The 19,398-nt window shown below is 30.4% G+C and carries 3 protein-coding genes; all 3 read right to left on the bottom strand.

From position 1 onward, the window contains the following. Positions 1-142 precede the first annotated feature (142 nt). From QEJ31_RS13925 to QEJ31_RS13915, 3 genes are read right to left on the bottom strand one after another with little or no spacing between them, the layout of a single operon-like run. Positions 143-715: an SMI1/KNR4 family protein gene (locus QEJ31_RS13925; RefSeq protein WP_280591029.1), complete on the bottom strand. Its 573-nt coding sequence runs from the start codon at positions 713-715 to the stop codon at positions 143-145. Then, positions 705-17,486: a hemagglutinin repeat-containing protein gene (locus tag QEJ31_RS13920; protein ID WP_280591027.1), complete on the bottom strand. Its 16,782-nt coding sequence runs from the start codon at positions 17,484-17,486 to the stop codon at positions 705-707. The genes QEJ31_RS13925 and QEJ31_RS13920 overlap by 11 nt, the downstream gene beginning before the upstream one ends. Positions 17,487-17,517: 31 nt before the next feature. After that, positions 17,518-19,278 (bottom strand): ShlB/FhaC/HecB family hemolysin secretion/activation protein, encoded by a 1,761-nt coding sequence (locus QEJ31_RS13915; protein ID WP_280591025.1) that lies wholly within the window; start codon positions 19,276-19,278, stop codon positions 17,518-17,520. Positions 19,279-19,398: the final 120 nt, after the last annotated feature.

Raw genomic sequence — 19,398 nt, 5'->3', positions numbered from 1 at the left:
TTTATTAAAGGAAGTTATTTAAATAGCGGTTAGAAAATTAACTTTTCATTTCAATACTTTTGTCAGATCAAGTTAAAACTATTTCAAATTAAAATAGGTAAATAAATTTTATTTACCTATTTCTTCAAAGAATATATAAGTATTACTTTGAACCAAACATCTCTAAATATTCTTTTCTGGAAATTTCATCTTCCACTTTTTCTTTCTCCGTCCTACTATCAAACAAACAATCTAAAAACTCATCGAAACTATTGGCTATAAAATAAACTTCTAAACCTTCTTCCAAGCATCCAGCTTCTTCATGAAACCAAAACACTACTTTAGGATTATCCGTTTTTGGATCATGTCGGTAATCAAAACAAACATAATTACCTCCGCCATCATAAATAATGGGTAATATAAATTCTGGTATTGGATAATTTTCATCACGATTATTATTATCATTACACCAATCTATTAGATTAGTAATATGAGAAATACTTTCTTCTCCAAAAGCCAAAAACTGTCCAATTCCAAAGGTATTAGGATACATTTTACCACTTTTATAATAAACTTTAAAGCTAGTTATGTAATTAAGTATAGTTGCTCCATTATATTTTATCATTAAATCTATATAACTCTTAGGAAATTTATAACCAGACTTAATTTCAAATTCTTTTATCTGATCTATATTTGTAGGTTGTTCTGAGGCTATCCATTCAATTTCATTTCTCATTTTTAGTTTCTCCTTGCATTCCTTCCCAACCTATATGACTAACTTTTTCATGAATATTCCGAGGAACAGATTGCATTCTACCAGTTTCTTGGTGATGATGCCATGTATATCCATCAAAGTTTGGTAATTCCTTATTTATTTGTTCTAATTGTTTCGCTGTGAATGAAGTTTTTGGAATTATGTTTTCCTGAATTAACCTCTTTAACTCTTTTGTTGCAGCTTTCAATTGTTGTCTATACTCCATTTCCCGATATTCTTTCACAGGAATTCTCACTTCCACCTTCATAACATCATCAAATATTGGATATCCTTTCTTGTCAAATACTATTTTTACGTCTTGCTTTTCTGTCACCGTTTTAAATTGTTTTTTATCTACATCCCATTCTTGTTTTTGAACATCTAATTGTATTACTTTTTCTTTCCCTGCCATTTTTACATTCGGTTTATTCAAAGGAGGTACTGTCGTTGAAGTCACATTGTCTTTACCATGCCTATCCTTCATATCTTCTGCTATTTCTCTTGATGAATATGGCGCTTTGTTACCTAATATACTTGGCTTGTCTTTTAATTTTGGATCATTTTCTACCAAGTAATTTTTTCCTTCATCCCATTTCTTTAATATTGTATTTTCTTTATCTCCGTTTATACTTGTATTTGGATTTATTAATTCATTATTCCATATTCCTTCTGCTTCTTTGCTCTTGACTAACCTTTCTACATAATCTTTGCCTTTTTTATTTGCCAACTCTTCCCAAGTTGTTTTCCCTTCAATTATGTCTTTTAAATTTTTGCTTTCACTTGTACTTTGATAACCCTCTTGAACACCATTCACAAGATTTATATTGAGGGCTTTTTCCTTTTGTGTCTTACTATCTATTCTTACTAATTGCCAATCTGTTCCACCTTTCTTATCTAAGTGAATTCCTTTTTTATTTAGTTCGCTACCTACTTCTAATAAATATCCTATTCCTTTTGTGCGTTCCAACTCTTTTAAACTTGTTTTTCCACTCAAAAGTTTATAGGTATCTTCATATTTTTCTGTTAATTTAATTTGCTCTTGTTTCGATAACCCTTCATTTAATAACCAATCTTCACCTTTCTTTTGAACATTTAGTAAGGCTGGTTGTAAAATACTTTTTAATTCTGGTTTTAATTCTGTTAACCTTGATAAGCTTTTGTTTAATATAATTTCTAAAACTGCACTTTTTCCATACGCATCTAAAAACTCAGCAAAGGTTTTCTTACCCTCACTCAACATTAAAAGCTCTGATTCAAATGTATGACTATTAAAAACGTAATCGCCTACTGTTGCATATTCACCAATATGTTTCTCTAATTCTTGTTTTAAATTATCTGACTGCATTTTTATCATTTTTAAACGAGCAGCATCTACTAAAGAAACACCAAGACTAATATGATCTAATTTCTTTAAACTATTATTCTCACTCTCTATCTGCGCTCCACTTGTTACCGCTGCTACATTCTTTTCCCCTAACGCATTCGCTAAGCTTCCTATCAACCCTGTTGTTATATTTAATTTCTTTTCTTTTTCTTCCGCTGTTAACTTTTTATCTTCTTTTAGTAATTCGTTTACTACTACTCCTGCAGCTGCTCCTACTGCCGTTTGTTCACATGTTCCTTTTATACTTCCTGCTACACAACCTAATACCGCATGTAAGGCCACATGCGCTGGACTTCCTTCTCCACCTAAATGCTGTGCTAACTCTTTTACCTTTTCTGCTCCCAAACTTTGGAGGTAATTTGCTGCAAACCCTTTTATTAAATCAATATTACTTCCACCTACATTCCCTGATATCGCTAGCGATAACGCCTGCGCTATTTGTCTGTAGCTTCCTCCTGGTCCCCACTTCTCTGCTGATTCTAAATTTGATTGCGCTTCTTTTACTTCGGATGAATTGGGATCTGCACCACTGTCCAATAATCCTTCTAATTCTTTCTTATAATTATCCTGTTTATTTGCTTGATTATTTATAAACGTATTTAATTCATTATTAAATGTTGTTACTATTTGAAACTCTGTTGTTATTTTTTGCTCATCAAATATCACCGCCAATTTCTCATGCGTATTTGATGTGTCTCGATTTGTCTCGGCTATCGTCCGCTCTGCACTCTTACCTGTTAACTCTCTTTGTTTTGCATCATCTCTTATTACAAAACTTCCTCCCGATACACCACTATATGTCGTGTTGGATTTGGAATCTGATGAATACAATGGTACTGTCGGTGCTACGCTATTATTTAACGTTCCTACTGAACCAGCAACTGTAAATTGACTTGCTTCATACCACGCTTTATTTACTATATCTTCACTACTAAATGTTCCCGTTTCAAATGTATTTCTCTTGTTTTTTATTGCTTCGTCGTTTGAAGATATCACTGCACCTTTTAGGTGCGTATTTCCACCAACTTTTAATTGAAACCCTTGTGACCCAGCAAATATTCCCGATTGCTCACCAACACTTTGATAATAGCTGTCCATATCTGTCTGCGTATAGCTAAAACTTGCGCCAGAATTTCCAGCGCAAATTGGCGGAACACAAGCTGTTCCTGTAAGTGAACCTGATTTTGCATCACTTGAAAATTTACTTAAATCTTGCAAACTTTCAATATACAAATTACCCTTAATATCCCCTGTTACTTTATCACCTCGAATGGTACCACCAATTAAATTGGTATTTCCACCAGAAACAATTTCAACTTGTTTTGAACCTTCTAAATGGCTATTTCTATGCGCAACTTCATACTTATTAGTTCCACTTTGCCCAAGTGTTCCTGTTACCTCACCAGCAACACCAACTCCTTCAGTGCTAACATTGAAGGCTACCCCAGCTTGCCAACTATAAGAAAGCGCATCGGAACTTGATTTCGACATTGCTTTAGCAGCATTTGCAATAATATCGCCTTCAGCATTTAGGGTTAATTTATTATTTGCTTTAACATCAGAACCATAAATTTCAATTTTGCTATCTGCGCCCGCCCCTCTTGCCTTTAAAGAAACATTATTGCCGGCATTAATTGATGAAGCATTTATTTCTTCATTATAATAACTCATAGAGTTTTTTTGCGAACTACCGCCAATTCCTGTTGAAACCTTCAACTTAGCTAGTTCTTTTGGATCATTTTTATCTAAAGCGGGACTTAGGGTATTATAAACTGACAATCCTGAAGCAGCTGCTAAAATTGCTTGCATTCGCGGATCAGTTGTATTTTGAGAAGTATTATAATTATTGTATAAGTTTTGTCCTAAAGAAAATGCTTCATTTCTTGCACCAACATTTAAACCATTGACAGAGACTTCTCTCTCTTGTGCTCCAACATAAATATTTTTTGTATGTTCTATTTTTATAGATTCTGCTTCTACATCTACAGATCCATTTACTGACAATAAATTTGAACCTTTTTGGTAATATTTTCCACCTGCATTTATACTAATGTTACCATCTTTTGTTGCCACAGTGGATCCAATATTTTGTGTAACTTTACTTGTTCCTTTTTGTTTTTCGTCTTTTTGCCCAACAGTAAAGCTTGAAACACTAGTTCCCATTAGACCACTTGTTGAACTTTCCGAATGGGAATGGCTTTCACTCTTTAATTCTTGTGAAATAATATTAATTTCATTGCCTGCATTTAGTTGAATATCTTTAGAAGCCACTAGTTGCCCTGATTGAATATTAATATTTCCTTGCTTTTTATTTTGATCGCCAGCATTAATTAAAATATTATTTGCACTTAAAACTGATTGAGTTATACCCTGGCTATTTTGCCCAGAGTTTGCTGAAGTCGTAGTTGAATTTACAGCCCCCTCACTTGTTTGAACAGACCAAGAGGCAAATTTATTATTCAATACCTGAGAAATTACATTCACATCATTATTTGCATTAATAATGATATTTGCATTTTTAGATTTTATTTCAGTACCTGTTAAATTAACATTTCCTGTACCATTTTTGGAAACAGCTTCTCCATTTGCATCTTTTTCTCCTGTTTTTTCACCTGTGGCAATAATTAAAATGTTATTATTGGCATTAAGTTTTCCGCCTACGGATTTTTCAGTTGTCGCTGAATTATAAATCTGACTATTTCTTACTGAACTATAATATTCATCATGATTAGATTCTACTTCGGCTTTAAATGTTACATTTTCTCCAGAAACACTTAGTTTCCCCTTCGATTCAATATCCACGCCTTTATAATTAATATCTTTTTCAGCAATTAAAATATTGTCACTTCCAGATTTTTCATTGCCAATAAAGTGGGTAGTAGATTTTTCTTTTAAATATCCGCCATTCATTGTGTTTGAATGAATGGCTTTTTCAAGTACAGTACTTTTAGCGTCGATATTTCCTTTTGCATATTGCTGCAATTTTCCAGTTGCATCAATTTGAGTTCCAATTTTTTCAATATTTCCCTCAGAATATAACGAAATATTATGACCAGAAACGCTTGCTACAGCTCCAACTTCAGTTAACTTTTGTTTTACTCCATCAATTGTATAATCAATATCAACTGCTTTTGTTTCCATAAATATTTTATTGCCAGCTTTAATAAAAAGATTTCCTTTTTGTTTATCGCTTAAAAGCATGCCTTCAATATTTTTAAAATCTTTCTTCGCTTCTAGTTGCGTATTATTACCAATAATTTTACCACCATCATTTATTATATTTTGAGCTTCAAGTTTTCCGTCCGCATTGAAAAAAGTACCTTCATTTTTAAAATCTCCTGAAATTTTCAAATCCATTTCACCGAAAGCTATAAAACCTCCATGTTTTTTTAAATCTTGGTTTGCTAAATTTCTTAATCCTTTTTCAACTTTATTTGTTTTTTCATCTACATTTGCAATAATAATACTTGTCAATTGTTTCATCGATTCCGCAGATAAATTTGTACCCGGTGAAATTTGATAGCTTTGGGTAAACTGTTTTCCTGCATTAACAATTTGCACAAATTGTTTTTCTGTTGCTTGATAGTTAGTAAGAAAAGTTTGGCCTGTTAAACCCAAATTATCATCAGCATCTGCAAGGCGTCCATTTTGATTGTCACCATATTTTTTAAGCTGTCTGTCAGGCTGAAGTTTTAATTGGTTAAAATAATAATCACTTGCATAAAAATTATTATAGTCAGTATATTTAGAATCTGTTTCTTTTCTGAAGTTAACTCCTTTTTGCTCCAAATTACTTAAACTATATTTTTCTAATTCAGTGAAACTTAGTTGATAATTTTGTTTTATACTTTGTTTATTTGCTGCAAAATAGTCAAACATATTTAAAGCATAATTTTGGTTAAATGCAGCTGGATCAAAATATTGAAAAACATTGCTTTGTTTTAATAATCCGTTATCAAGCGGAACTGAAAAAGGCTCTGTTTCTTGACTATTTAAAATATTATTTGCATTTTCAAAAGTATTTATTTCAATATTTTCATTATTTTTGTTATCAATAGAAATATTTCCAAAATTAAAATTTTCTTTATCAGTTAAACTTAATTCTGCAGGAATAACTTCACTAGTATTACTATAATTTAATAAAGAACCCTGATCTGCATTATACTGAGTCATTCCGCTGAAAGAAAATTGCGTATTTCTGTTTGCAAATAAAGGAATATTAGGATTTTCAATACTTCCATTTCTAAAAGAAATATTATCCGTTAATACTTTACCATAAGTTTGAAGTTGAGCAGTTTGAATATTTTCTTTTTGCACAGCTTGCAAACTTAATTTATTTCCAACAAATGATTGATTATTTGTAGCAGCAGTTTGTAAAACTTGTTCGTCTGGATTAAAAGAACTTTGGATTGAGCCTTGATAATTACTTTCCTTATTTAATTTTACTAAAGAAACGCCTGGATTTTGCGCTGGAGAGGAAAAGCTCAAAGAAGGTACAATATTTTGTGTTGCAGAAAGATTAATATTTTGCGCTTGAGTCAAGGTACCAACAGCTTTATTCCCAACCATAATTGCTTCGGTGAGAGTATGTTTTTCCATAGCGTTATCAGATCTAGTAATATTAAATAATACTTTGTCATCTGTACGAATTTCGTGTTTTGTTTGAAAACCTCCAAACATACTATCTGAAAATGAAATTTCATATCTATGTACATCAAAGAAATTCCCATTTTCCCAATATTGTCTTTCAATAATATATGAAGCATTATTGGTACTAGCTTGGTTAAAAATCATAGTACCGGCAGATATAATTACACTTTTATCATTTAAGACATTTCCTGCAAAGTGCATATTGCCACCCGCTTTAATTTCTCCAACAGCACTATCTTCTTTAATTTCTTCACCATAAGTTGTTTTACGGTGGGTTATTTTTTCTCTTCTTTTATGTCCTAATATATCACCTTTTTCAAATTGTAATTCATTTTTATGTGGTGAATAATTGTAAACAATTTCTCGAATTTCAGTTACATAATTTTCTTTTTTATTTGTTACATCAGTTGAATTAAAATTTATGTTTCCTGATGCATATATTTTGGTAGAAATATTTGTTAATTTATCTAAGCTAAATGAAATATTACCAGCTGATAAAATTTCTCCACCCTTTTCATTTGTTAAATTTCCACCTGCAAAATTAATTGAACCATTAGCAGATGCTCCAACAAATTTTCCTTGCTCATGATTTAGAATTTCATTGGCTTTTATGTCTAAATTATTTCCTGATATTTGAGCCTTATTTTCTATACTAGCAGCATTTATTTTTACATTTTCACCATCAAATTTTCCTAAATTTGTAAACTTACCTTGTACATTTAATTCTGCTGATTTTGCAGCAATTGTAGCACCTTTATTATTAGTAGCATCTCCACTTGTGTTTATTTTTAAATTTCCATTAGCTTGAATTTTATTACTATTCGTCAAACCAGCTGTTGATAAATTTAAATTTCCACCTGCTGCTAAATCTGTAGTATTTGTATAGTTAGAAGAAATATTTAAATTCATATTTCCTTGGCTAATAATTTTTCCACCTAAAGAATTACTACTAGAGTTTATTTCTAAATTTTGAGTTGTTCCAATATTTCCATTTTCATTTTGTAATGTTGAACTATTTAAAACCAATGATCCGTTTGAATATATGTGACCACTATTGTTATTTGTTGAGCTTGCTTCAATTTTACTTGCACCATTTCCATGAATAGTACCTGAAGAATTATTAATTTGGTTTGCATTTAAAATTAAATTACTTAAACTTGCGATTTGTCCACTACTATTATTAAAATTTTGCGTTTTTAAATTTAAATTGCCAGTTGCGTTTATCTGCCCCTGCTGATTTTGAATAACATTACTTATGTTTGCAGTTAAAGTATTACTAGAAATAATTCGCCCATTTTGATTACTTAATTCATTTGCGTCAATTTTGAGATGATTACTAGTAAAAACAATTCCATGATTATTTTGTAGATGATCTATTTTAATAGTTAGATCTTTCGCAAATAAATAACCGTTATTGTTTTTAATATTACTAGTATTTAATATTTTTGTTAAAACATTTGCAAATATTTTTCCGCCTACGTTTGAAAATTCATTTCCATTTGTATCTAATATAAACTCATTAGAGTTATTATTATTTATACTATGAACTACAATTATTCCATTATTATTATTAAATAATTCACTATTTACATTTAATTTATTTCCTACATTTATAACGCCATTTTGATTATCAAAATTTCCGCTCTGGATGGTTGCTATTTCAGCTTGTAGTTTACCATTTAAATTATCTAAATTATGTTTGTTTGTATTAATGTCTAATTTGTTGTTAGAACCAAGAGTTCCATATTTATTTGAAATAAAACCACTATTAATATTTAATTTTTCTTCAGCAATCAATTTACCGTGATCATTTTCTAGTTTTCCATTATTTAAGTTTACATCAACATTTTCAGCACTAACGACACCTTTATTAGAAATAAGTTCACTCGCATTAAGAGCAAGATTTCCACTGGCTGAAATTTTACCTTCATTATTTGATAATTTTTGCTTATTTGTTTCAATATTAATATTTGAGCTTCCGGTAGTAAATAATTTTCCTTTATCATTATCTAAAATTTTACTATTAATTTTTAATTGATCTACAGAAGCAATTACCCCTTGATTGTTATTTAAATTTTCTGTTTTCAATGTAAGCTGTTTATTAGCTTGAATTACACCTTGGGAATTATTTACCGTTTGACCATCAGAATTAATATTTGAATTACCATGTGAGGCAATTAAACCAAATTTATTTGAATTTAAACCACCAGTAATATTTAAATCACTTTTAGAAATAATACTTCCATTATCATTACTTAAATTTGTCCCTTTCACTAACTTAATATCAATGCTTTGTCCAAATAATTTTCCATTTTCATTCTTTATGTCACCAGATTGAATAGATAAATCATTGCTACTTACAATTGTTCCAAGTTTATTTATTATTTCTTTATTATTTGTATTCATTCCTAAACTAGCTGCAATTTTTTTTGTCAGAATTAAACCGCTTGTATTGTCTATTTTTTGACTGTTACTATTAATACCTGATTGACCCGCAAGATAACCATAATTATTAAAAATACTTGCAGTAGTTAAATTTAATCTATTTCCAGCAAGAATACTTCCATGCTCATTATGCAAATCATTAGATTGGATGTTAATATCATTTTTAGAATGTATAGTACCTTTTTGATTTTCTATCTTATGGTTATTTGTATTTATTTCAATTTCTTTAGCAACAATAAAACCTTCTTTATTAGATATTAAATTACTATCAACATCAATTTTTTCCTGAGAAAATATTTTTCCTTTATCATTTATAAGGTCACTACTTTTGAATTTTGAGTTTCTTTCACTTTGTATTGAACCCTGCCTATTCGTCAAAAGACCTGATTGAATATCAATATTTTGGTTAGAATGAATTGAACCTTGATCATTATTTATTAGAAGACCATGTGAATTAAAATTTAAATCATAGTTTGCTAAAATTTCACCTTTAACATTTGTTAAAAGTCCACCTTTTAGATCAAAACTTTTCTCGGCAATTATTTTTCCATCATTATTACTTATACTAGAAGAACCTGCAAGAAGCATATTTAGATCTTGCCCGTTTATTTTTCCATTTGTGTTATCAATATTACTACTATTGATATTGAGGTTTTCTTTAGAAAAAATATGCCCAAAAATATTACTAATATCAAAAGAGTTAATTTCAGCATTCATTTGAGTAGAAATATTTCCTTGCTTGTTTATCAATTGAGCTGAATTTATTGCAAGATTCTGTTGAGCCTGAATACGCCCCTTCTCATTATTTAATTTTTCCCCTTGGGTATTTATTACGGCACTTTCTTTGGCAGATATCAACCCTTGATCATTTGCCGCAACACCACCTTGCAAGCTTAAGCTTTTTTCTGCAAGCAATTCACCACTGCTGTTACTTATAGAACTGCCTTGCGTTAACGTGACTGCTACCGCCTGACCATGAATTTTTCCTTGCTTGTTTTCTATATTTCCTGCATTTACGGAATTGTTTCCGCTTGCAAGAATTTTGCCTTCTTCGTTATTTACTTTTTGTCCTTGCGTTTGAATTACAATATGTCCAGCAAGCGGTGCTCCTGTATTTTGAACTATAATTTCACCTTGCTTGTTATTTAATTCTTTACTTTTAATTGCTATTTCTTTGCTGCTAAGCACTTTTCCTGTTTCGTTACTGAACGCTGTGCTTTCAATCTGCAATTTGTCTGTACTGACTATTTCGCCTTGCTTGTTGCTTATGTCTGAGGAATTGATTGTTAATGTTCCAACAGCTTGGACTTTCCCACTATTGTTATTTAATTTTTCCCCTTGGGTATTTATTACGGCACTTTCTTTGGCAGATATCAACCCTTGATCATTTGCCGCAACACCACCTTGCAAGCTTAAGCTTTTTTCTGCAAGCAATTCACCACTGCTGTTACTTATAGAACTACCTTGCGTCAACGTGACTGCTACCGCTTGACCATGAATTTTTCCTTGCTTATTTTCTAGATTTCCTGCTTCTAGCATATTGTTTCCGCTTGCAAGAATTTTACCTTGTTCGTTATTTACTTTTTGTCCTTGCGTTTGAATTACAATATGCCCAGCAAGCGGTGCTCCTGTATTTTGAACTACTATTTCACCTTGCTTGTTATTTAATTCTTTACTTTTAATTGCTATTTCTTTGCTGCTAAGCACTTTTCCTGTTTCGTTATTGAACGCTGTGCTTTCTATCTGCAATTTGTCTGTACTGACTATTTCGCCTTGCTTGTTGCTTATGTCTGAGGAATTGATTGTTAACGTACCAACAGCTTGGACTTTACCATTATTATTATTTAATTTTTCCCCTTGGGTATTTATCACAGCACTTTCTTTGGCAGATATCAATCCTTGATCATTTGCCGCGACACCGCCTTGCAAATTTAAGCTTTTTTCTGCAAGCAGTTCACCACTTCTGTTACTTATAGAACTACCTTGCGTTAACGTGACCGCTACCACTTGACCATGAATTTTACCTTGCTTATTTTCTATATTTCCTGCATTTACGGAATTGTTTCCGCTTGCAAGAATTTTACCTTCTTCATTATTTATTTTTTGCCCTTGGGTTTGAATGGCAATATGTCCTGAAAGCGGAGTTCCTGTATTTTGAACTACAATTTCACCTTGCTTGTTATTTAATTCTTTACTTTTAATTGCTATTTCTTTGCTACTAAGCACTTTTCCTGTTTCGTTATTGAACGCTGTGCTTTCTATCTGCATTTTGTCTGTACTGACTATTTCGCCTTGCTTGTTGCTTATGTCTGAGGAATTGATTGTTAATGTTCCAACAGCTTGGACTTTACCACTATTGTTATTTAATTTTTCCCCTTGGGTATTGATAACAGCACTTTCTTTGGCAGATATTAATCCTTGATCATTTGCCGCGACACCACCTTGCAAGCTTAAGCTTTTTTCTGCAAGCAATTCGCCACTGCTGTTACTTATAGAACTGCCTTGCGTTAACGTGACTGCTACCGCTTGACCATGAATTTTTCCTTGCTTATTTTCTATATTTCCTGCATTTACGGAATTGTTCCCGCTTGCAAGAATTTTACCTTCTTCGTTATTTATTTTTTGCCCTTGGGTTTGAATTACAATATGTCCAGCAAGCGGTGCTCCAGTATTTTGTACTACTATTTCACCTTGCTTGTTATTTAATTCTTTACTTTTAATTGCTATTTCTTTGCTGCTAAGGACTTTTCCTGTTTCGTTATTGAACGCTGTGCTTTCAATCTGCAATTTGTCTGTACTGACTATTTCGCCTTGCTTGTTGCTTATGTCTGCAGAATTGATTGTTAACGTACCAACAGCTTGGACTTTACCACTATTGTTATTTAATTTTTCCCCTTGGGTATTTATTACGGCACTTTCTTTGGCAGATATCAATCCTTGATCATTTGCCGCGACACCACCTTGCAAGTTTATGCTTTTTTCTGCAAGCAATTCACCACTGCTGTTACTTATAGAACTACCTTGCGTTAACGTGACTGCTACCGCCTGACCATGAATTTTACCTTGCTTATTTTCTATATTTCCTGCATTTACGGAATTGTTTCCGCTTGCAAGAATTTTACCTTCTTCGTTATTTATTTTTTGCCCTTGGGTTTGAATTACAATATGTCCAGCAAGCGGTGCTCCAGTATTTTGTACTACAATTTCACCTTGCTTGTTATTTAATTCTTTACTTTTAATTGCTATTTCTTTGCTGCTAAGCACTTTTCCTGTTTCGTTATTGAACGCTGCGCTTTCTATTTGCAATTTGTCTGTACTGACTATTTCGCCTTGCTTGTTGCTTATGTCTGCAGAATTGATTGTTAACGTACCAATAGCTTGGACTTTACCACTATTGTTATTTAATATTTCCCCTTGGGTATTGATAACAGCACTTTCTTTAGCAGATATCAACCCTTGATCATTTGCCGCAACACCACCTTGCAAGTTTAAGCTTTTTTCTGCAAGCAATTCACCACTGCTGTTACTTATTGAACTACCTTGTACTAACGTAACTGCTACCTCTTGACCATGAATTTTACCTTGCTTGTTTTCTATATTTCCTGCATTTACAGAATTGTTTCCGCTTGCAAGAATTTTACCTTCTTCATTATTTATTTTTTGCCCTTGGGTTTGAATTACAATATGTCCAGCAAGCGGTGCTCCAGAATTTTGAACTACAATTTCGCCTTGCTTGTTATATAATTCTTTACTTTTAATTGCTATTTCTTTGCTGCTGAGCACTTTTCCTGTTTCATTATTGAACGCCATGCTTTCTATCTGCAATTTGTCTGTACTGACTATTTCGCCTTGCTTGTTGCTTATGTCTGCAGAATTGATTGTTAATGTTCCAACAGCTTGGACTTTACCACTATTGTTATTTAATATTTCCCCTTGGGTATTGATAACAGCACTTTCTTTGGCAGATATCAAACCTTGATCATTTGCCGCAACACCACCTTGCAAGCTTAAGCTTTTTTCTGCAAGCAATTCACCACTGCTGTTACTTATTGAACTACCTTGTACTAACGTAACTGCTACCGCTTGACCATGAATTTTACCTTGCTTGTTTTCTATATTTCCTGCATTTACAGAATTGTTTCCGCTTGCAAGAATTTTACCTTCTTCATTATTTATTTTTTGCCCTTGGGTTTGAATTACAATATGCCCAGCAATAGGTGTTCCTGTATTTTGAACTACAATTTCACCTTGCTTATTATTTAATTCTTTACTTTTAATTGCTATTTCTTTGCTGCTAAGCACTTTTCCTGTTTCGTTATTGAACGCCGTGCTTTCTATCTGCAATTTGTCTGTACTGACTATTTCGCCTTGCTTGTTGCTTATGTCTGCGGAGTTGATTGTTAATGTTCCAACAGCTTGGACTTTACCACTATTGTTATTTAATTCTTCCCCTTGGGTATTTATTACGGAACTTTCTTTGGCAGATATCAAGCCTTGATCATTTGCCGCGACACCGCCTTGCAAGCTTAAGCTTTTTTCTGCAAGCAATTCGCCACTGCTGTTACTTATTGAACTACCTTGCGTTAACGTAACTGCTACCACTTGACCATGAATTTTACCTTGCTTGTTTTCTATATTTCCTGCATTTACGGAATTGTTTCCGCTTGCAAGAATTTTGCCTTCTTCATTGTTTAATTCGCCAGTTTTTACAAATAAATTATTAGCACTTATATTTCCAAAATTATTTTCTAAAGTATTTGAAGAAATATTAATTTCATTATTTGATGAAATTATTCCTAATTTATTTTCAACAGTTAAACCTGAATTTATGACAACATTTTCATTAGCAATAATTTTCCCTGAATTATTATTTAATTCACTAGACTGAATTGAAAGATTTTTTTCAGAAAATAATTCTCCATTTTCATTATTTAGTATGCCATTTTCACCTAAATTTAAATCTTGATTTTTTGCAAAAAATTTACCTAGAATATTTAAAACAGAATTTGCTTTTAATTTTAAATTTTCTTTAGCATTAATTTCACCTTCTTTATTTAATAAATTAGTTATTTGCAAATCTATATTTGTTCCACTTTTTAATTTTCCTTTTGAATTATCAATTTCTTTTGCAAATATTTGCATCGATTTTCCAGATTCAATTGTTCCGCCAGCATTATTAAAATTAGTTCCTTCAAAATCCAATACCATATTACCATTTGAACGAATTTTTCCACCATCATTTGATGATAATTCCGCTTTAATTTTTAAATATTCTTCAGCAAATATTTCTCCATTTTTATTAATTAAATTTCCATTATTCAATAAGTTAATAGTTGTACTTCTTGCTTTAATTTGACCATCAGTATTATCCATAGATTTTGCATCTATAGTAACATTATCTCCTGAATTTATTTTACCTTTCATATTTTCTACAATATTTGACTTAATATTAAGGTTATTTCCAGCAATTATATTTCCATTATAATTTTTAAGGTCAGCACTATTGACATCTAAATTTCCTAATGATTGTATCTGACCAGAATTTGTAATTTCAGTTGATTTTATATTTAAATTAATTTTTGATATTATTTCACCATTTATATTTTCAATCTTATTAGTTTCAATACTTCCTTTATTTCCTGATGAAATATTTCCATTTGAATTTTGCAAATTATTAGATAATAATTGTAAATCATTTTTTGCAGATATTTTTCCATAATTATTTAATACATCATAATTACTAGAATTTACTTTTAAAATATTTTCTGAATTAATAGATCCATAACTATTATCAATATTTTTACTGGTAATATCAATTTTATTCTTTCCTAAAATCTCACCATTTCTGTTATCAATATCATTCGTAAAAATATCAAGATTACTTCCGACAATTGTACCCTTTGAATTATTTATATTTTCAGAATTTATTTTAATACTATCTCTTGCATTTACAATTCCAAAATTATTATTTAACTCACCTTTAGTTATACTTATATCACCACTAGCAGATAATATTCGTCCTTCATTATTAGAAATATAATTACTCGCTACAATTATTTCTTTATAGCCACTAATAAACCCAGAATTATTATCAATACTATTCGAATTCAGTGAAATTTTTCCATTTGATAAAATATTTCCATAGTTATTATTTATATTTTTCTGGTTTGAATCAATTATGACATTTTTTTCTGCTAGAATTTTACCTTCATTATTTAATACTAAATCCCCTTTTAATTCAATACTATTTGTTGAATTAACAATCCCATAAGAATTACTAAGAGAAGAATTTATTTCCACATTACCTGAATTTATTTCAGCATAATTATTATTTATAAATAGTGAATTTAAAGTGATTTTTTCATTTGAAATAATCTTACCACTTGTATTATTTATTTCACTATTTATTGCATTAACATCTATAAAACCTTCAGCCTTCAAAACTCCATTAGAATTATTTAAATTATTACTATTTGTATTAATTTTAACATTTTTTCCTGACACTATCATTCCATTGGAATTATTTAAGTAACTAGAATTTAAATCAATATCGTTTTCAACAATTATTTTTCCAGATTGATTATTTACTTCATTTCCATTGAAATTTAAGCTTGCAGAATTTGCAGAAATATATCCGTTATTATTTTCTAAACCATTTGAATTTATATTTAAAACATTTTCACTGATGATTTTAGAATTATTATTGACTAGCGGAGACATTAAATTAATATTAATTTCTTTGTTAGAAGTAATTTCACTTAATTCACTTTTTAATGCACTGCTATCTATTTTAACTTTATTTCCTGCAATTATTTTTGAATTATTACCTAATATCAAATTATCTGAAATTACATTTACAGAATCTGATGTAGCTATATTAGTTTTGATAATTTCTATAGAATCTGATTTTACTTCAATATTCTGTGAAACCAAACTCATACCATCGGTTTTAAAATCTTTGGAAGCTAAATTAATTGTTGATAAAGATTCATATTTCCCATTTTTATCTTCTATTTTCTCTGCCGTAATTTTTATTTCACCTTTACCAGAAATTATTCCAGAGTTTTCAGACTTATTTTTAATTTCTAATATAATGCTATTGTTACTATTTTGAATTAATTCACCTTTATTATTTAAATTTAATGAATTAATATTTAATATTCCATTTGACGAAACAACTCCTAAATTTTCAATATCTCTTTCAGATTTTAATTTAACTGAATTTTCTGAAATTACCTTACCAGTTAAAAATATGTTTTCAGATCCACTAATTTCCAAATTATTTTTGGCAAAAATATCTTTTAATTTTATATCACCATTTGCATTTAAAACCAAATCACTTTCTAAAGATGATAGACGCCCTTGACTATTAACTCCTAAGCCTTTATCAGTCGCTACAATAAATAATTGTTTGGCGTGCATACCACCCATTGCTTTTATATCAAGTGCAAAACCATTTGCTCTGCCAGTACTATTTTCATTCTTATTTGCATTTAAATTTTTATAATTTACTTTACTTGAACTAAGAACTGCATTTAATTTATTTGCCCAAACTTCACCACTAACTGTCATAGATTTTGCTATTAAATCTAATTGAAGAATATTAGTTACATTGAGGCCTTTTCCGCCAATAATAAGTTGTCCATTTAAGTTTTGAAAAGAATCAACCAACCCATCATGACTAAACTCGGGTCTTCCTACAACTAAACTCGCCCTACCTGTATTTATAAATCCACAACCGTCACAAGTTATCCCATTTGGATTAGCAATAATAACATCAGCAAATTTTCCAGCTACTTCAATTGCACCACTTAAATATGATGGATTTGTAGACATCACCTCATTCACAATGACACTAGCTGAATTTTGCCCAAATTGAGGATTTGCTGCGATCCAACCTGCAAGCTGTGTTTGAACATCCTGATTACTATTATTTAAAATTGCCCCGTTACCATTGACATTAAAATTTTCAAATTGATTGTGCGAAACCCCAGCATTATTTGGTGGAGCGATATGAACAACAGGGACTCCATTATGCGCTGCATCCATTATTGGTTTATGCCCAGAAGGAGCATTTTGAAAAGCTTCTATTTGCGCATATACAATTGAAGAATGGCATGCATAATAAGCAGCAACTAAAACTGATGAAAAAATACGCTTTAAATTGAACAGTGGAATACTTGTATGACATTTTTTACATTGAATACCAAAATTAATTTTATTAAAATTATTGTTATTTAAATTTTTTAATTTCTTTAAGTTTTTCTTACACATAACAAATTCCTTTTGTTATAAATTATTTATTTTAAAAATTGCTTGATAATGTTAAATATAAATTCCAAATAGACGATTTAAATTTTTCTGGTTTATATATTGGTGCAGCTAGTGCAACGTCATAATGAAATTTAGTAATCTTTCCTTGAATACCCATTACAGTACCTGAAAGAATTTTTCCAGGTAAATATATGTCACTTTTTCCCCAAACTTGACCAAAATCAGCGCCAAAATAAGCAATTGAAGACATAAATTCTGGCAAAAATTTTAAAGGAAAATAAATATCATTTTTAATTGAATAACCACTTTCAGCTATTAACGAATTTTCACCATCAAAACCTCTAACTGAATAACGATTTCCAATTGCAAATTGATCCGCTGTACCTGTTTTATTTTGCGTGTATTGAAACCTTGTTACAGATGAAAATTGAATTGGATAATCCCAAGGTAAAACAAGCTGCTGATAGCTTAGTGATGATAACCAAATTTTTGGTCTAATTGTCATCCCATCATTGTTGTATTGCATTTCATCTGGTTGTGCATTAAACCAACTTGTCCCTTCTCTGTAACTTAAGCTATAATCTATACTGGCTCTACCTATTAGTTTTTTATAGGTAAAACCTACTTCTGAATTTGTTATTCTTCTACTTTGTTTTATTATTTCAACATCACCAATATAACTCTTAGCAACTTTGTAAGAAACATTAAAATATACTCCTAATTTGTAGGAAGCACCTCTTAAAACGTTATAATCCCATTTAAAATCAGTTTTGTTACTATATCCTTTTGCTAAAATTTTTGCCGTTGTTAAAGTTATAGTTTGGGCATACCTACTATATGTATTACTTATCGAAAAATTGCTAAATTTAAATGGAAATAAATAGTTGCCTGTAAAACTTTGTGAATGATTTTCTTCATAAATATTTTCTGCATTACTTATAGCACTTAGACTAAATATATCATTTATTCCTAAAAGATTATCAAATGCTAAAAAAGAAGCTATTTGAGATTTTCCCATAGCTTTAGTACCAGAGTTATCTAAGGTAACTCCTAATCTTATTCTACTTAGAATTGTAATTTCTTCTCTTAAAATATATACTATACTTGTATTAATTTCATTTCCTGGTTCTATTTGAGTAGTTATTTTCTGGCTAGGTAATTTACGCATTTGTTCAATACCTTGCTCTAAATTTCTAATGTTTAAAACATCACCTACTTTTATAGGAAAAGCATTTTTCCAAGTTCCCCAATTTTCATCTTCAATTTTTTCTAAGTTATGCTTTTTAATCATTTTAATTTCTGATATTTTTCCAACATGAACTAAAAATTTGATTTTTCCTAAACTTATATTTTGCTCTGATATTGAAACTCTGCTTGTTACATATCCTTCTTTGATTAATTCCGAATTTAAAATATTTAATACTTTTTGTAGACCATTCAATCCAACACACTTGTTTAATATAAATTTGACTTCATCATCTAACCAAGGAAAATATTCTAAATGTTCGCCTAGAAAATGAATTTTATTAATAGTAAAACAATTATCTTCTATGGGAATTTCTTTTGATAAATCAACTTCTTTTTCTGGTGCTAAAACATCATCTGTTTTTTTAATTTTATCAGAATATTCTTTCGCTTTTTCTTCCTGCCTTCTGATTCCTTCATCAATCACTTGCTCTGGTGTATTAGGTAAATCTTGAGCTATTGCCTGCAAAGAAAAGAAAACACTTTTTGTAGCACAAGTTATTAGAAAGTTTTTTTTGAACTTAAATATAGCAAAATTTTTTTTCATCAAATATTTCATCCGCCTAAAGGAAAATCATAAATATAAAAATTGTTTTTCTTATTTATAAAAATCTATAAAATTGTAAAGTAAATTTTAATTTTTTATTTTTTTTAAATATTTATAGAT

It is taken from the genome of Pigmentibacter sp. JX0631, assembly GCF_029873255.1.
GTDB lineage: Bacteria > Bdellovibrionota_B > Oligoflexia > Silvanigrellales > Silvanigrellaceae > Silvanigrella.
This window is presented reverse-complemented; position numbering and strand designations above follow the sequence as displayed.